The following is a 15,129-nucleotide window of genomic DNA, read 5'->3' as shown; positions in this document are numbered from 1 at the left end:
GCCCGGCACCGCCGGGCCCCTGCCTGACCCGGATCCTGCCATGCCCCGCGCCGACTTCTACCTGATCGCCAAGCCCCGCTTCCTGACCGAGCCGCTGCGCCTGGTCTGCGAACTGGCGCGCAAGGCCAACGACGCCGGGTTGTTCACCCTGGTGCTGGCCCGCGACCAGGCCCAGGCCGAGGAGCTGGACGAGCTGCTGTGGGCGTTCGACAACGATGCCTACATCCCGCACCAGATCGCCGGCGAAGACATGGACGAGGAAGAGGCCCTGGTGCTGATCGCCGTACCCGGCACCGACGCGCCGGCACGCCCGCTGGTGATCAACCTGCGCGATGAACCCTGGCTGGGCCAGTGCGAACGCGTGCTGGAAGTGGTCCCGGCCGATCCGGAAGCGCGCGAACCGCTGCGCGAACGCTGGCGCCAGTACAAGGCCGCCGGTTACGAGCTGAACAAGCACGACATGTAAGCACGCCCCGGCCCCCTTGATGGGCCGCCGCCGCGCCCTGATCCTTCAACGATTACCTCCTGGTTCCCCCGCATGACCCAACTCGCCTCCAGCTACGACCCGAAGTCCTTCGAGACCGACCTCTACGAGGCCTGGGAGAAGGCCGGCCACTTCAAGCCGTCCGGCAAGGGCGAGCCGTACACCATCCTGCTGCCGCCGCCGAATGTGACCGGCACGCTGCACATGGGCCATGCGTTCCAGCAGACCCTGATGGACGCGCTGGTGCGCTACCACCGCATGCGCGGCTACGACACGCTGTGGCAGGTCGGTACCGACCACGCCGGCATCGCCACCGAAATGGTGGTCAGCCGCAACCTGGCGCTGGAAGGCAAGGGTGAGACCCGTGATTCGCTGGGCCGCGAAGGCTTCATCGGCAAGGTCTGGGAGTGGAAGCAGCAGTCCGGCGATACCATCGAGCGCCAGATGCGCCGCCTCGGCACCTCCGCCGACTGGTCGCGCAGCACCTTCACCATGGACCCGCAGCCGTCGGCGGCGGTCAACGAAGCCTTCGTGCGCTGGTACGAGCAGGGCCTGATCTACCGCGGCCAGCGCCTGGTCAACTGGGACCCGGTGCTGAAGACCGCCATTTCCGACCTGGAAGTGGAGAGCGCCGAGGAAGACGGCTTCCTGTGGTCGATCGCCTACACGCTGGATGAGGGCCTGAGCTACGAACACGTCGAGCGCGATGCCGACGGCGTGGAAACCCTGCGCGAAACCCGCGACTACCTGGTGGTCGCCACCACCCGCCCGGAAACCCTGCTGGGCGATACGGCGGTGATGGTGCACCCGGAAGACGAGCGCTACGCGCACCTGATCGGCAAGAGCGTGGTGCTGCCGCTGACCGGCCGCCGCGTGCCGGTGATCGCCGACGACTACGTGGACCGCGCGTTCGGCACCGGCGTGGTCAAGGTCACCCCAGCGCATGATTTCAACGACTACGAAGTGGGCGTGCGCCACAGCCTGCCGATGATCAACCTGTTTACCCCGGTGGCAGCGCTGAACGAAAACGCGCCGGAGCGTTTCCAGGGTCTGGACCGCTACGCCGCGCGCAAGGCCGTGCTGGCCGAACTGGAAGACCTGGGCATCCTGGTCGAGACCAAGGCGCACAAGCTGCAGGTGCCGCGCGGTGACCGCACCGGCCAGGTGATCGAGCCGTACCTGACCGACCAGTGGTTCGTGAAGATGGACGACCTGGCCAAGCGCGGCCTGGAACTGGTCGAGGACGGAAGCATTTCCTTCGTGCCGCCGAACTGGATCAACACCTACCGCCACTGGATGAACAACATCCAGGACTGGTGCATCAGCCGCCAGCTGTGGTGGGGCCACCGCATTCCGGCGTGGTTCGACGAAGCCACCGGCAGCTGCTACGTCGGTCGCAGCGAAGAGGAAGTGCGGGCGAAGCACAACCTGGGCAGCGAGGTGGTGCTGAACCAGGAAAGCGACGTGCTGGAGACCTGGTTCTCCTCGCAGCTGTGGCCGTTCTCCACCCTGGGCTGGCCCAACGAGCAGGTCATGGCCGAGCGCGGCTTCGACCGCTACCTGCCGTCGTCGGTGCTGATCACCGGCTTCGACATCATCTTCTTCTGGGTGGCGCGCATGATCATGGCCACCGACAACCTGGTCGGGAAGATCCCGTTCAAGGACGTCTACTTCACCGGCCTGATCCGTGACGGGCAGGGCCAGAAGATGTCCAAGAGCAAGGGCAACGTGCTCGACCCGCTGGACATCATCGACGGCATCACCATCGACGACCTGGTCGCCAAGCGCACCGGCGGCCTGATGCAGCCGAAGATGGTGGAGAAGATCGAGAAGGCCACCCGCAAGGAATTCCCGGACGGCATCGCCGCCCACGGTGCCGATGCGCTGCGCTTCACCATCGCGGCACTGGCCACCCACGGCCGCGACATCAAGTTCGACATGAACCGCGCCGAGGGCTACAAGAACTTCTGCAACAAGCTGTGGAATGCCAGCCGCTTCGCGCTGATGAACACCGAGGGCGCGGCGTTCACCGGCGTTCCCAGGCCGCGTACCGATGCCGAGCGCTGGATCCTCGCGCGCCTGGCCGCCACCACCGCCGAAGCGCAGGGCCATTTCGCCGCCTACCGCTTCGACCTGCTGGCGCAGTGCCTGTACGAGTTCGCCTGGAACGCGTTCTGCGACTGGTTCCTGGAACTGAGCAAGCCGGCACTGAACGGTGCAGACGCCGCCGACGCCGAAAGCACCCGCCACACCCTGCTGTACGTGCTGGAAGCGCTGCTGCGCCTGCTGCACCCGCTCACGCCGTTCATCACCGAACAGCTGTGGCAGCAGCTGGCCCCGCGCCTGGGCCTGGCCGAAACCACGCTGTCGCTGCGCCCGTACCCGACCGCCGCCGAGTTTGAAGGCGATTTCGCCCAGGCCGAGGCCGACGTGGAATGGCTGAAGGCGGTGATCAGTGCCGTGCGCCGCGTGCGCAGTGAGCTGAACGTCGCGCCGTCCAAGCTGGTGCCGCTGCGCCTGCAGGCCGGGCTGGAGCAGGACCGCGTGCGCATCGAACGCTTCAGCGCCTCGCTGTCGTTCCTGCTGAAGCTGGACAGCATCCAGTGGCTGGCCGAAGGCGAAAGCGCACCGCCGGCCGCCGCCGCGATCGTGGGCGAGCTGAAGCTGCTGGTGCCGCTGGAAGGCCTGGTCGATCTCGATGCAGAGCGCGTGCGACTGGACAAGGAAATCGCCCGCGTCGAAGCGGAGAAGGAAAAGAGCGAGACCAAGCTGGCCAAGTTCACCGACAAGGTGCCGCCGGCCGTGGTCGAGCAGGAGCGCGTGCGACTGGCCGACTGGAACACCCAGCTGGCCGGCCTGCGCGAGCAGCGCGCGAAGCTGTAAGCGCCGCGCTCTGGTGCGTGCCAACCAGGGTTGGCACCTGCCCTGCCCCGGTCTGGTGGGTGCGGACCTTGGTCCGCACTGAGCGATGTGCCAACCAAGGTTGGCACCCACCAAACCCGGAACATTTCCCCGGCATGGCATCATCGCCCGATGCCTCTTTCCATCTTCCTGCTGGTCCTCGCGGCTGCGGCCCTGCATGCCAGCTGGAATGCGATCGTCAAACGCGGGCCGGACAAGTTCCTCGGCACCGTGCTGGTCACCGGCAGCGCCGCGCTGCTGTCGGCGGCCGCCCTGCCCTTCCTGCCGTTCCCGGCCGCGCACAGCTGGCCCTGGCTGGCTGCATCCGTGCTGCTGCAGGTGACCTACTACGGACTGGTGGCACGCTGCTACCAGCAGGTCGACATGAGCCTGGCCTATCCGCTGATGCGTGGCAGCGCGCCGATCCTGGTTGCGCTGGCCGGCACCCTGCTGGGCGAGCAACTGCCCCCGGCGGCGTGGCTGGGCGTGGTGCTGGTGAGCAGCGGCATCCTGTGCATGGCACTGGGCACACGTGGCGGCCAGCTGCGGCTGCCGCTGCTGACCGCGGCGATGATCGCTACCTACACCCTGGTCGATGCGCAGGGCGCGCGCCAGTCCGGTAGTGCGCTCAGCTATACGCTGTGGCTGTTCCTGCTGTCAGGCATCCCACTACCCCTGTGGGCGTTGTACACCCGCGGCGGCGCAGTGCTGGACTATGCGCGCCAGCACTTGCCGCTGGGACTGGCCGGTGGCGTCGGCACCACGGCGTCCTACGCGATGGCGTTGTGGGCCATGACCCAGGCGCCGGTGGCGATGGTCTCGGCGCTGCGTGAATCGTCGATCCTTTTCGCGTTGCTGATCTCGGTGTTCGTGCTGCGCGAGCGGATTCCGCGTGCGCGCTGGCTGGCGGCGGCGCTGATCGTCGGCGGTGTGTTGGCACTGCGGCTGGCGTGAGAAAAGCGTGCCAACCAAGGTTGGCACCTACCACGGCAGGTGATGTGTCGATGACAGCGGAGATCCACCGGTAGTGCCGGCCGCTGGCCGGCAACCCTTCTCCACTACAGCGGCGGCATCGTCTGCAGGTCGCCGTCGACCAGTTCGATCGCCATCACCACCGCGTCTTCGCGTCCCTGTGCGGCCGGATAGTAGCGCGGACGACGGCCGATCTCGTTGAAGCCTTCGCTGTGGTACAGCGCCAGCGCCGGCGTGTTGGACGGACGCACTTCCAGGAACACACGCTGCGCACCGCGGTTGCCTGCCAGCTGCACCAGTGCGCGCAGCAGTTGGCGACCCAGCCCACGCGACTGCGCCAGCGGATCGATGCAGATGTTCAATACATGTGCCTCATCGGCGGCAATACTGAGCACGCCGTAGCCGATCAGCTGGCCATCGCGCTCCATCGCCAGGCCGGGATAACCGGCACGCAGGCAATCAACGAAGATGCCGCGGGTCCATGGGAACGGATACCCACGCACTTCAATCGCCATCACCGCATTGAGGTCGCTCTCGCGCAATGCGCGCAGGCTGACCGGGCCGGGCTGGCTGACCGCACTCATGGTGCGCCCCGCTTGCGCAGGGCGCGCAGCTGCGGCCACAACGCGCGCTTGGCGGCCGGGTCCTGACGCAGCTGGTCCAGCGGCCAGCTGTCCATCAGCGCCTGCGTGGCAGGGTCGTTGGGATTACAGCCGGAGGCACGCAGCAATGCGATCTGCAGGCGATCCGGGAGCCGCACCACCGGCTGCCGCGCATTGCCACCCGGCAGCGGGCGGGCAGCGGCGGGCGCGGTGTCCGGTGCGGTGACGGGGGTCTCGCGACGCGTAGGTGCCGGGCGTTCCTGGCGGGAACCCGGTGTGGCTTCAACCGGAGGCTCGCGCGCGGGTGCGATTGGTGCCCGCACCTGCTCCACCGCTGGCGCGGCAGCCGCATCGGCTTCGGCCACGCTCAACTGCAGCGCGGCATCCAGCTCCGCGGCCAACTGACCGTCGTGATAGACGGTGTAGCCCATGGCCTGCAGCCAGGCCTGCTGGGCCGGTGACCACAGCACGGGCAGTTCCTGGCTCACGCGGCCTCGGGCTTCTTGCGCAGGCGCTGCACGGCCCACATCACCGGGCCGGACAAGGCGTACAGGATGCCGACCGCGAACAGCACGCGCGGCAGATCAATGACCGCGATGGCGATGGCGACCGGCACCAGGGCCAGCACCAGGAACGGCACGCGGTCGGAACGGGTGCCCTTGGCGCCGCCACCCTTGAAGCTCCAGAAGCGGATACGGCTGACCATCAACAGCGCCGCGACGATCGTCACCGCCAGCGCCACGTAGCGCAGCTGGTTGCCGTCCCAGCCCAGGTTGCCATCGGCGAAGGCCCAGACGAAGGACATCATCAGCCCGGCCGCGGCCGGGCTGGCCAGGCCGACGAACCAGCGCTTGTCGACCACCGCGACCTGGGTGTTGAAGCGGGCCAGGCGCAGCGCCGCGCAGGCGGCATACAGGAAGGCCACGGCCCAGCCGACGCGGCCGAGCAGCGGGTCATCGAACTTCAGCCACGACAGGGACCAGTGGTACATCACCAGCGCCGGGGCCATGCCGAAGCTGACCAGGTCGGCCAGCGAGTCGTACTGGACGCCGAACTCGCTGCTGGTACCGGTCAGGCGCGCCACGCGCCCGTCCAGGCCATCCATCACCGCCGCCACGAACACGGCGATGCTGGCATTGACGAAATCCCCGTTGGCCGCGGCGATGATCGCGTAGAAGCCGGCGAACAGGCCGGCGGTGGTGAACAGGTTGGGCAGCAGGTAAATCGTGCGCGAACGCGGCGGCGGTGTGATCGGGTCCATGGAATCCAGTTTAATCGACTTGCCAGTGCTCGGCGCCAATGCTGCAATCGGCGTTCTACGCCCATTCTGCGGAGTTTGCCATGCGTGCCCTGTCCTGCCTTGGATGCCTGCTGCTGTTGGCCAGTGCCAACGCCGTGGCCGGCCCGGTCTATAAATGGAAGGACGCCCATGGCGTGACCCAGTATTCGGAGACCCCGCCGGCGGGCAAGAAGTTCGAGACCCGCGAACAGGCCCGCACCCCGCAGGCCGCGGCCAGCGCCGAGACCCCGGCCGCGCCGGTGCCGGAGCAGTGCAGCACCGCCCGTGCCAACCTGGCCCTGCTGGAAGGCTCCGGCCAGGTGATGCAGGACACCAATGGCGACGGGAAGGCCGATACCGCGTTGACCGCGGAACAGCGCAGCGCGCAGAAGGGATTGGCTGAAGCGGCCATCAAGGCGTACTGCCCGGCGGAGTGAGGGTATCGGCAGGGCTGCGCCCTGCACCCGCAGAGGCAACAGCAAGGGCAACAGCCGGCTCTGGGCTTTCTGTGTGTTTGGCGGGGCGGTGTCGGATTGCGGGGACGCCGTAAACCCGTCCATGGGGGCTTGGCCGCGGCATCCATGCCGCGGACACCCCGCAATCCGACACCGCCCCGCCTTCGACAGTTTCCCGGTGCCGGTGGTAGATCCACGCCATGCGTGGATGAAATCTGTCAGATCCCGAATTGAATCCGGGGTCAGATCCGTTTTCCTGCGGAAAACGGATCTGACCCCATCCGCATGTCCAACAGATCGCGGGGCCTGTCAATGGCGGGGTGGGTCCGGTTGCGGGAGTGTCCGCGGCATGGATGCCGCGGCCAAGCCCCCAGGGATGGGTTTACGGCGTCTCCCGCAACCGGACCCACCCCGCCATCCCACGGGAAGCGCGCTGTTGCTGTTGCTGTTGCAGCTGACGTTGCTTGAGGCGGGTGCAGGGCGCAGCCCTGCCGATACCCCTCTCCCCGGCCGGGCTGGCAGAATAGGCGTCTCTGCCGTTATCCGAAGCCGACGATGCGCCTCTCCCAGTTCCACCTGCACACCACCAAGGAAACCCCCAGCGACGCCGAGCTCACCAGCCACCGGCTGATGCTGCGCGCGGGCATGATCCGCAAGCTGGCATCGGGCCTGTACACCTGGTCGCCGCTGGGCCTGCGCGTGCTGCGCAAGGTTGAACGCATCGTGCGCGAGGAAATGGACCGCGCCGGTGCCGTGGAATTCCAGATCCCGACCATCCAGCCGAAGGAACTGTGGGAGCAGACCGGCCGCTGGCAGAAGTTCGGCCCGCAGCTGCTGAAGATCAAGGACCGCAAGGACCAGGTGTTCTGCTACAGCCCGACCGCCGAAGAAGCCGCCTGCGACTTCGCGCGCAGCGAGCTGTCCAGCTACAAGCAGCTGCCGGTGAATTTCTACCAGGTACAGACCAAGTTCCGCGACGAGATCCGCCCGCGCTTCGGCGTGATGCGTTCGCGCGAATTCCTGATGAAGGATGCCTATTCGTTCCACCTGCACGATGAGTGCCTGGTGCGCGAATACGAGAACATGAAGTCGGCCTACAGCCGCATCTTCACCCGCCTCGGCCTGGACTTCCGCATGGTGCAGGCCGACTCCGGTGCGATCGGTGGCGATGCCTCGCAGGAATTCCACGTCATCGCCGATTCCGGCGAGGACGCGCTGGTGTTCTCCACCGGTTCGGACTACGCCGCGAACATGGAAGCGGCGATCGCCGCCGATCCGGCACCGCGCGCGGCTGCCAGTGAAGCCATGCGCAAGGTCGACACCCCTACCCAGAAAACCTGCGAGGACGTCGCGGCGCTGCTCGGCATCGCGCTGCAGCGCACGGTGAAGTCGGTGGCGCTGATCGCCGGTGAAGGCGAAGCACAGCAGTTCGTGCTGGTGCTGGTGCGCGGCGACCATGAGGTCAACGAAATCAAGCTGGCCAAGGTTGCCGGCCTGGACGAACAGCGCTTTGCCAGCGAGGCTGAAATCGCCGAGTACCTGGGCAGCGTGCCGGGCTTCCTCGGCCCGGTCGCCCCGGCCAAGGCCATCCGCGTGGTCGCCGACCGCGAAGTGGCCGCGATGTCCGACTTCGTCGTCGGCGCCAACGAAGTCGGTTTCCACCTGGCCGGGGTCAACTGGGGCCGCGACCTTCCGGAACCGGAAGTGGCCGACATCCGCAACGTGCGTGCCGGTGACCGCGCGCTGGACGGTGGCGAACTGAAGATCGCCCGTGGCATCGAAGTCGGCCATGTGTTCCAGCTCGGCCGCAAATATGCCGAAGCGCTGGATGCCACCGTGCTGGACGAGAACGGCAAGGCGGCGGTGATGGCGATGGGCTGCTACGGCATCGGTATCTCGCGCGTGGTGGCTGCCGCGATCGAACAGAACCATGACGATGCCGGCATCATCTGGCCGGACGCGATGGCGCCATGGCAGGTGGTGGTGTGCGTGATCAACCCGAAGGGCGACGCCGCCGTGGCCGATGCTGCTGCCAGCCTGCTGCAGGAACTCCGCGACGCCGGCCTCGATGCCGCGCTGGACGACCGTGGCCTGCGCCCGGGTGCGATGTTCGCCGACATGGAACTGATCGGCATCCCGCACCGCGTGGTGGTGAGCGAGCGCGGCCTGGCCGCCGGTACCTACGAGTACCGCTCGCGCCGCGCCAGCGAAGCGGAAAGCCTGGACAAGGCCACCCTGCTGCAGCGACTGCAGGGCTGATCAGGAGAAGACCGGGGCACGCCCCGGTCTTTTTTTTTGCCTGTCGCCCAGTTGAGCAATATTGCAGCGGACATAATCCGGTCAAAATCGACGCAATGCAGCCGGGATGCTGCCAGGCCATGACCCGCCTGCATTTGTGCTGTGATTAATTCATCTTTATTCTGTCCCGCGACGCCATGGACTGGCTCGTCCCGTCCACATTTTAGTTTCCGGAGTAACCGTAAATGAGCATTGACCTGACCGGCCTGTCGGCACGCGAGCTGGGCGCCCTGATCCGTACCGCCAAGAAGCAGCAGACCATCGTCGCCAAGCGCCGGCCAATCACCAAGGTCCGGGCCCAGCTGACCAAGCTGGCCAAGACCGAGGGTTACACCATCGAAGAACTGTTCGGCGGCGCCCCGGCACCGCGCGCGCGCAAAGCCGCCCCGGCAGCCAAGGCACCGTCCAAGACCGCCGGCCGCAAGCTGGGCAAGGTTGCCCCGAAGTACCGCAACCCGGCCAACCCCAAGGAAACCTGGACCGGTCGTGGCAAGCAGCCGCGTTGGATGGCCGAGCTGACCGCCAAGGGCAACAAGAAGCCGGAAGATTTCCTGATCAAGAAGGCCTGAGGCCGGATCGGGATGCAATGAAAAACGCCGGCGGAAGCCGGCGTTTTTCATTCTTCGGTGTGCGGGCCAACGGTCCACACCTACAGGGTTTTGCGCGCCGGCATCAGCAGGTTGCCGAACAGCAGGCCGGCCACCAGCGCCATCACCACGTTGAGCACGGTGAGGAACACGCTTTGGCCCGCGCCAACGTCCTGCTGCTGGACCAGGGTCAGCACGCCGCGCAGGCTGGTGCTGCCGGGCACCATCATGATGATGCCGGGCAGGCGGATGATCGCTCCTGGGCGGCCAACGAGGCGGCCGAACAGATTGCCACCGGCGGTCAGCAGCATCGCTGACAGGAAGATGCCGGCCGGCGCGCCCCAGGCATGGCCGCCGAACTTGGAGATCGCGTAACCCGCCACCGAGGCTGCGATCACCCACGGGTAATCGCGCCGGTTGGCCTTGAACAGCATCGCGAAGGCGAATGCCGCGGTCAGCAGCGAACCCCACTCCACCCACGGCCCCTGCGGCCGCGTGGCGCGGATCACCGGGTCCAGGCCGAGTACATCGGCCAGGGTCACCGCGATCATCGCGCCCACGCTGAGCTTCATGATGGTGGTCAACGCGCCGGCAAAGCGCGCAGTACCGGAGACCCAATGCTGGCTGGCGAGTTCATTGACCGCATTGGTAAGCGACATGCCGGGCAGCAACACCACCAGCGAGGCGATGATCACCGTGTTGAGGTTGAGTGCGCCGACGAAGGACGCAACCAGGGTTGCGACCATGCCGGCCAGCAGCGCCGCCAGCGCCTCGGCCGCTTCGCGGGTGGCCGGGCGACGGTCGGTGACCATGCCGAGCAGGCCGATCATCAGCCCGATGACACCGGCGGTGGCGATGTCCAGCCACGGCAGCTTCCACATGCCAGCCACGCCGGCCGCGCCGAGGGTGAATGAAAGAATGGTGCGCAGCTTGCCGCGCCGGCCCGGATCCTTGTCCAGCTGGCGCAGCGCGGTGTGGCCCTGGGCAATGCTCATCCGCCCGTTGGCCACTTCCTCGGCGATATGGTCGGCGACGCTGAGCTTGTGCAGGTCGTTCTCGCCGGGTGCCAGGCGGATCACGCGGGTGATGTCGCTGGAGCCGATCGCCTGTGCCGGGTCGCTGAAACTGAGGATGATACCGGTGGGATTCGACCACGGTTCACAATCCAGATCGAGCTGGCGGGCCAGTGCCACCACCGCCGTTTCCAGGCGCTGGGCCGTGGTGCCGTAGCTGTGCAGGCGTCCGGCGATCTCGGAAACAAAGGCCACGCGCTGCGCGTAGGTGGCCTGGGGCGTGGGGATCGTGTGAGCGTCTGCGGACATGCGCCGTAGTATTACCTACTGCCGGGCCGCACTGGATAAATTCATCCGGGTTCGACGCGATGCCCCAGACAGAACGGTTATGCTGCGACCCGAATGGCCCAAGTGACCCCGAACCACGCCCCCCAGCTCGAACAGGATGCCCATGACCCGGGCCTGATCCGCCTGTCCGGCACCTGGACCTTGAAGACCGCGCTGGCCGCGGCCGAAGTCCTGCGCGGCGTTCCCGACACGCTGACCGGCATCGACGCCACCGGCATCGAGAAGATGGATTCGGCCGGCGTGCTGCAGGTACTGCGCGTAGCGCATCGCGCCGACCTTGGCGAGGACGCGTTGCAGTTCCGGCCGGACCACCAGGCGCTGGTCTGCACCATCGAGGAAGTGGCCGACGACCGGCCCCGGCCCAAGCGCGATTTCGGCGTGCTGGCGGCGCTGGAACGGCTCGGTGTCAGCGTCCATGCCACTGGCCACAACATCAAGGCGCTGTGCAGTTTCCTCGGCGAGAACCTGGTCAAGGCAGCACGCCTGGTCAAGGAGCCCCGCCGTTTCCGCCTGACCGCCACCGTCCACCAGATGGAGCAGGTCGGGCTGGACGCAGTACCGCTGGTAGCGCTGCTGTCGTACCTGGTCGGCGCGGTGATCGCCTTCCTCGGCTCGACCATCCTGCGCGACTTCGGCGCCGAGATCTACGTGGTCGAGCTGGTCAACATCGCCTTCCTGCGCGAGTTCGCGGTACTGCTGACCGCGATCGTGCTGGCCGGCCGCACCGCCAGTGCGTTCACCGCGCAGATCGGCGCGATGAAGGCGCGCGAGGAAATCGACGCGATGCGCACGCTGGGTCTGGATCCGATCGACCTGCTGGTGCTGCCACGCCTGCTGGCGCTGCTGGTCACCCTGCCCCTGCTGACCTTCATCGCGATGATCGCGGGCCTGGCCGGCGGCATCACTGTCGGCGCGTTCGACCTCGACATCCCGCCGCAGATGTACATCGCGCGCATGCACGAGACGATGGAAGTGCGGCACATGCTGGTCGGCCTGTCGAAGGCGCCGGTGTTTGCGCTGGTGATCGGCCTGATCGGCTGCCTGGAAGGGCTGAAGGTGGAAGGCACGGCGCAGTCGGTCGGTGAACGCACCACCTCCAGCGTGGTGCAGACGATCTCGCTGGTGATCATCATCGACGCCTTCGCGGCGTTGTGGTTCATGCACATGGACTGGTGACATGAGCACGCATCCGACTCCCGAAGAAATACCCATGCAGGACGGCGACGGCCACGACCTGGCCATCCGCGTGCGTGGGCTGGTCAACCGCTTCGGCAGCCAGACCGTGCATGAAGACCTGGACCTGGACGTGCGCCGCGGCGAGATCCTGGGCGTCGTGGGTGGCTCGGGCACCGGCAAGTCGGTGCTGATGCGCTCGATCCTGGGCCTGCGCACGCCCGACGCCGGCCAGATCGAGGTGCTGGGCCGCGATGCGCGTGCCGACGACGCCGAGAGCCGCCTGCACATCGAACGCAATACCGGCGTGCTGTTCCAGGACGGCGCCCTCTTCTCTTCACTGACCGTGGGCGAGAACGTGCAGGTGCCTTTGAAGGAACACCACCGCGAATTGCCCGAGCGCTGGCACTACGAGCTGGCGCTGCTGAAGGTGAAGCTGGCCGGCCTTCCCGCCGATGCGATCAACAAGCTGCCATCGCAGTTGTCCGGCGGCATGCGCAAGCGCGCCGGCCTGGCCCGCGCGCTGGCGCTGGACCCGCCGCTGCTGTTCCTGGATGAACCGACCGCAGGCCTCGACCCGATCGGTGCGGCCGCGTTCGACCGCCTGATCAAGACCCTGCAGGAGGCGCTTGGGCTGACCGTGTTCCTGATCACCCACGACCTGGACACGCTGTACGCCATCTGCGACCGGGTGGCGGTGATCGCCGACCGCAAAGTGGTGGCCAACGCGCCACTGCCGGACATCGAGAAACTGGATCATCCGTGGATCCAGGAATACTTCCACGGACCGCGTGCGCGTGCCGCGCGCGGCGAACAGATCGAGAGTGCCTGAGCCATGGAAACCAAAGCCAACTACGTGCTGATCGGCGCGTTCACCCTGATCACCGGCCTGGCCCTGCTGGCCTTCGGCCTGTGGGCGGCCAAGTACTCCTCCGACCGCACCTGGCAGGAATACCGCGTGGTGTTCCGCGAGGCGGTGACCGGCCTGTCGGTGGGCAGCCCGGTGCAGTACAACGGCATCGCGGTCGGTTCGATCATCGAACTGAACCTGGTGCCGGACGACCCGCGCCAGGTGGTCGCACGCATCCGCCTGAACTCGACCACCCCGGTCAAGACCGATACCCGTGCCAAGCTGGCGATCACCAGCCTGACCGGCCCGTCGATCATCCAGCTCAGCGGCGGCACGCCGCAGTCGCCGGCGCTGACCACGGTCAACAAGGACCCGGCCCCGATCATCCCGACCACGCCGTCGGCGCTGCAGAACATCACCGACGTCGCCAATCGCATTGTCGAGCGCATGGACCAGATCCTCAGCGATCGCAACGTGGCTTCGATCAACGCGACGCTGGCCAACCTGGAGACGATCAGCGGCGGCTTGGCCGACCGTGACCAGGGCACGCAGGCGCTGCTGCTCAGCGCGCGCGATGCCGCCCGCAGCCTGGACACCACGCTGAAGACCACCAACGGCACCATCGAGCGCCTGGACAGGAACCTGGTGCAGCAGCTGCCGGGCATCATCGACAAGCTCGACGGCACCCTGGCCAAGCTCGACTCGGCCGCCGGCAACGCCGATTCGATCCTTGGCGAGAACCGCGCCGCGATCAACAGCTTCGCCAATGATGGCCTCGGCCAGCTGGGCCCGACGCTGACCGAACTGCGTGGCCTGATCCGCGATCTGCGCCGGGTCAGCGACCGCCTCGAGAACAACCCCGCGCGCTACCTGCTGGGCCGCGACGCACCGAAGGAGTTCGAACCCAAATGAGCCCGATGCCCCTTCCGCGCCTGCTGCTGGCCGCTTCGCTGGTCACCCTGCTGGGCGGCTGCTCCATCCTTGGCAGCAGCGAGAAAACTGCAGTGACGCTGTACTCGCCCGCCGTGCAGGTGAAGGCCGATCCGGCGTGGCCGCAGGCCAGCTGGCAGCTGGTACTGGCCAAGCCCAGCGCCGCACGCATGGTCGACAGCCCGCGCATCAACGTGCGGCCGACCCCGTCGCAGCTGGAGATCTACAAGGGCGCCAGCTGGGCCCAGCCGGCCACCGACATGATCGAGGACACCCTGCTGCGCGGCTTTGAGGATTCCGGACGCATCCACGGCGTCGCCCGCAGCACCGCCGGCATCCGCGCCGACTACAAGCTTTCCACCGACGTGCGCCGCTTCGAGTCGGACTACCAAGGCCAGGCCACGCCGACGGTGGTGATTGAGGTCAACGCCAAACTGATCCACGTCGCCGACCAGCGCGTGGTCGCCGACCGTACCTTCCGCCAGGCACAGCCGGTCGGCAGTACCGACGTGCCGGCCGTCACCGCCGCCTTCGAACGTGGCCTGCAGCAGCTGGCGCAGGACGTGGTGGGCTGGACGCTGGTGAGCGGGCAGGCCGACCAGCCGACCGTCACGCGCTGATCGATCAGCGCGGCGCAATCCAGCGGAACGTCAGGTTGATCCGCTCGCCCTGCACGCGCGCCATCTTCGGCAACGCGTGCTGGTAATAACGCTGGGTCTGCCCGGCCATTACCAGCAGGTCGCCATGGCCGAGCAGGTACTCGGTCTTCTGCGCCGGATCATCACGCCGGCGTAGCAGGAAACGCCGTGCCGCGCCCAAGCTCAGCGAGGCGATCACCGGGGCCGGGCCCAGTTCGGGTTCGTCATCGCTGTGCCAGCCCATATAGTCGCCGCCGCTGCGATAGCGGTTCAGCAGCACGCTGTTGAAGCGGCCGAAGCCATCGTCCTGCAGGCGCTCGCGCATGCCCTGCAGGGACGGCGGCCACGGGTGCGGCACGAATTCTGCCCCCGAGTAGAGATAGCGCGCCTGCGGATCACCTATCCAGCAGCTCAACCGTGGCGAATCCACCCAGCTGCCGAACATGCGGATGCGATGCACCTCCCACGGCACGCCGGCTTGCAGATCGCGCTGCAAGGCATCGGCCTCGGCGGGAGACAGCCAGGCCGGGAGGTGGCGGACGTCGGCATCGGGAAGGTCGTGGGGGAACAGCATGGGCGCCCCAAGGGAAAGGGGGGGC

General features: G+C 67.2%; 15 protein-coding genes. 10 read left to right on the top strand and 5 right to left on the bottom strand.

The features are described from left to right. Positions 1 to 40 precede the first annotated feature (40 nt). The 3 genes from AC5P99_RS14545 to AC5P99_RS14535 all read left to right on the top strand — a co-directional run bounded on the left by AC5P99_RS14545 (position 41) and on the right by AC5P99_RS14535 (position 4,339). The gene (locus tag AC5P99_RS14545) at positions 41 to 466 is read left to right on the top strand and encodes a DNA polymerase III subunit chi (protein WP_005408012.1); all 426 of its coding nucleotides are present in this window, start codon (positions 41 to 43) and stop codon (positions 464 to 466) included. A 72-nt stretch (positions 467 to 538) separates the two neighbouring features. Beyond that, positions 539 to 3,367: a valine--tRNA ligase gene (locus AC5P99_RS14540; protein WP_043033867.1), complete on the top strand. Its 2,829-nt coding sequence runs from the start codon at positions 539 to 541 to the stop codon at positions 3,365 to 3,367. A gap of 150 nt (positions 3,368 to 3,517) precedes the next feature. Further along, complete coding sequence (locus AC5P99_RS14535) at positions 3,518 to 4,339, top strand: EamA family transporter (RefSeq protein ID WP_088437028.1); 822 nt, start codon at positions 3,518 to 3,520, stop codon at positions 4,337 to 4,339. Between the two features lie 104 nt (positions 4,340 to 4,443). Here AC5P99_RS14535 and rimI read toward each other — a convergent pair whose 3' ends face one another. Genes rimI through pssA form a run of 3 tightly spaced genes read right to left on the bottom strand, consistent with a single transcriptional unit; the run spans position 4,444 to position 6,220 of the window. After that, positions 4,444 to 4,941, bottom strand: coding sequence for a ribosomal protein S18-alanine N-acetyltransferase (gene rimI, locus AC5P99_RS14530; RefSeq protein WP_032964690.1), 498 nt, complete (start codon positions 4,939 to 4,941; stop codon positions 4,444 to 4,446). After that, on the bottom strand, positions 4,938 to 5,447 hold the full coding sequence (locus AC5P99_RS14525) for a hypothetical protein (protein WP_088437029.1): 510 nt from the start codon (positions 5,445 to 5,447) through the stop codon (positions 4,938 to 4,940). The genes rimI and AC5P99_RS14525 overlap by 4 nt, the downstream gene beginning before the upstream one ends. Further along, positions 5,444 to 6,220: a CDP-diacylglycerol--serine O-phosphatidyltransferase gene (gene pssA, locus AC5P99_RS14520; protein ID WP_005408007.1), complete on the bottom strand. Its 777-nt coding sequence runs from the start codon at positions 6,218 to 6,220 to the stop codon at positions 5,444 to 5,446. Before pssA ends, AC5P99_RS14525 begins: the two co-directional genes overlap by 4 nt. An 80-nt stretch (positions 6,221 to 6,300) precedes the next feature. On the opposite strand from pssA, the gene AC5P99_RS14515 reads away from it, so the two are divergent. From AC5P99_RS14515 to AC5P99_RS14505, 3 genes are all read left to right on the top strand, one after another. Beyond that, positions 6,301 to 6,675: a DUF4124 domain-containing protein gene (locus tag AC5P99_RS14515; RefSeq protein ID WP_005408006.1), complete on the top strand. Its 375-nt coding sequence runs from the start codon at positions 6,301 to 6,303 to the stop codon at positions 6,673 to 6,675. A 573-nt stretch (positions 6,676 to 7,248) separates the two neighbouring features. Further along, positions 7,249 to 8,952, top strand: coding sequence for a proline--tRNA ligase (locus tag AC5P99_RS14510; RefSeq protein ID WP_088436266.1), 1,704 nt, complete (start codon positions 7,249 to 7,251; stop codon positions 8,950 to 8,952). A gap of 224 nt (positions 8,953 to 9,176) precedes the next feature. Next, the gene (locus tag AC5P99_RS14505) at positions 9,177 to 9,560 is read left to right on the top strand and encodes an H-NS histone family protein (RefSeq protein ID WP_005408004.1); all 384 of its coding nucleotides are present in this window, start codon (positions 9,177 to 9,179) and stop codon (positions 9,558 to 9,560) included. 80 nt (positions 9,561 to 9,640) lie between these two features. Here the strand turns inward: AC5P99_RS14505 and AC5P99_RS14500 are convergent, their stop codons facing one another. After that, positions 9,641 to 10,900, bottom strand: coding sequence for a threonine/serine exporter family protein (locus AC5P99_RS14500; protein WP_005408003.1), 1,260 nt, complete (start codon positions 10,898 to 10,900; stop codon positions 9,641 to 9,643). Positions 10,901 to 10,993: 93 nt separating this feature from the next. Here AC5P99_RS14500 and AC5P99_RS14495 point away from each other — a divergent pair, with 93 nt between their 5' ends. Genes AC5P99_RS14495 through AC5P99_RS14480 form a run of 4 tightly spaced genes read left to right on the top strand, consistent with a single transcriptional unit; the run spans position 10,994 to position 14,512 of the window. Continuing rightward, positions 10,994 to 12,115, top strand: coding sequence for an ABC transporter permease (locus AC5P99_RS14495; protein ID WP_005408002.1), 1,122 nt, complete (start codon positions 10,994 to 10,996; stop codon positions 12,113 to 12,115). Between the two features lies 1 nt (position 12,116). Then, positions 12,117 to 12,944, top strand: a complete 828-nt coding sequence (locus AC5P99_RS14490; protein WP_005408001.1) for an ABC transporter ATP-binding protein — start codon at positions 12,117 to 12,119, stop codon at positions 12,942 to 12,944. Between the two features lie 3 nt (positions 12,945 to 12,947). After that, complete coding sequence (locus AC5P99_RS14485; RefSeq protein WP_005408000.1) at positions 12,948 to 13,874, top strand: MlaD family protein; 927 nt, start codon at positions 12,948 to 12,950, stop codon at positions 13,872 to 13,874. Next, positions 13,871 to 14,512 carry an ABC-type transport auxiliary lipoprotein family protein gene (locus AC5P99_RS14480; RefSeq protein ID WP_005407999.1) on the top strand — a complete coding sequence of 214 codons (642 nt, stop codon included), beginning with the start codon at positions 13,871 to 13,873 and terminating at the stop codon, positions 14,510 to 14,512. Before AC5P99_RS14485 ends, AC5P99_RS14480 begins: the two co-directional genes overlap by 4 nt. Before the next feature lie 4 nt (positions 14,513 to 14,516). Here AC5P99_RS14480 and AC5P99_RS14475 read toward each other — a convergent pair whose 3' ends face one another. After that, positions 14,517 to 15,104 (bottom strand): alpha-ketoglutarate-dependent dioxygenase AlkB family protein, encoded by a 588-nt coding sequence (locus AC5P99_RS14475; protein ID WP_049450003.1) that lies wholly within the window; start codon positions 15,102 to 15,104, stop codon positions 14,517 to 14,519. Positions 15,105 to 15,129 lie beyond the last annotated feature (25 nt).

The sequence above is a fragment of the Stenotrophomonas sp. YJH_SMC_80 genome (assembly GCF_059372495.1).
Note: the sequence above shows the minus strand (reverse complement) of the source record. Positions and strands in the feature narration are given on the sequence as shown.

Coding starts and splice junctions, on each gene's coding strand:
- AC5P99_RS14515 (WP_005408006.1), top strand. CDS start 6,301: ATGCGTGCCCTGTCCTGCCTTGGATGCCTGCTGCTGTTGGCCAGTGCC.
- AC5P99_RS14545 (WP_005408012.1), top strand. CDS start 41: ATGCCCCGCGCCGACTTCTACCTGATCGCCAAGCCCCGCTTCCTGACC.
- pssA (WP_005408007.1), bottom strand. CDS start 6,220: ATGGACCCGATCACACCGCCGCCGCGTTCGCGCACGATTTACCTGCTG.
- rimI (WP_032964690.1), bottom strand. CDS start 4,941: ATGAGTGCGGTCAGCCAGCCCGGCCCGGTCAGCCTGCGCGCATTGCGC.
- AC5P99_RS14500 (WP_005408003.1), bottom strand. CDS start 10,900: ATGTCCGCAGACGCTCACACGATCCCCACGCCCCAGGCCACCTACGCG.
- AC5P99_RS14505 (WP_005408004.1), top strand. CDS start 9,177: ATGAGCATTGACCTGACCGGCCTGTCGGCACGCGAGCTGGGCGCCCTG.
- AC5P99_RS14495 (WP_005408002.1), top strand. CDS start 10,994: ATGGCCCAAGTGACCCCGAACCACGCCCCCCAGCTCGAACAGGATGCC.
- AC5P99_RS14480 (WP_005407999.1), top strand. CDS start 13,871: ATGAGCCCGATGCCCCTTCCGCGCCTGCTGCTGGCCGCTTCGCTGGTC.
- AC5P99_RS14540 (WP_043033867.1), top strand. CDS start 539: ATGACCCAACTCGCCTCCAGCTACGACCCGAAGTCCTTCGAGACCGAC.
- AC5P99_RS14475 (WP_049450003.1), bottom strand. CDS start 15,104: ATGCTGTTCCCCCACGACCTTCCCGATGCCGACGTCCGCCACCTCCCG.
- AC5P99_RS14490 (WP_005408001.1), top strand. CDS start 12,117: ATGAGCACGCATCCGACTCCCGAAGAAATACCCATGCAGGACGGCGAC.
- AC5P99_RS14510 (WP_088436266.1), top strand. CDS start 7,249: ATGCGCCTCTCCCAGTTCCACCTGCACACCACCAAGGAAACCCCCAGC.
- AC5P99_RS14485 (WP_005408000.1), top strand. CDS start 12,948: ATGGAAACCAAAGCCAACTACGTGCTGATCGGCGCGTTCACCCTGATC.
- AC5P99_RS14535 (WP_088437028.1), top strand. CDS start 3,518: ATGCCTCTTTCCATCTTCCTGCTGGTCCTCGCGGCTGCGGCCCTGCAT.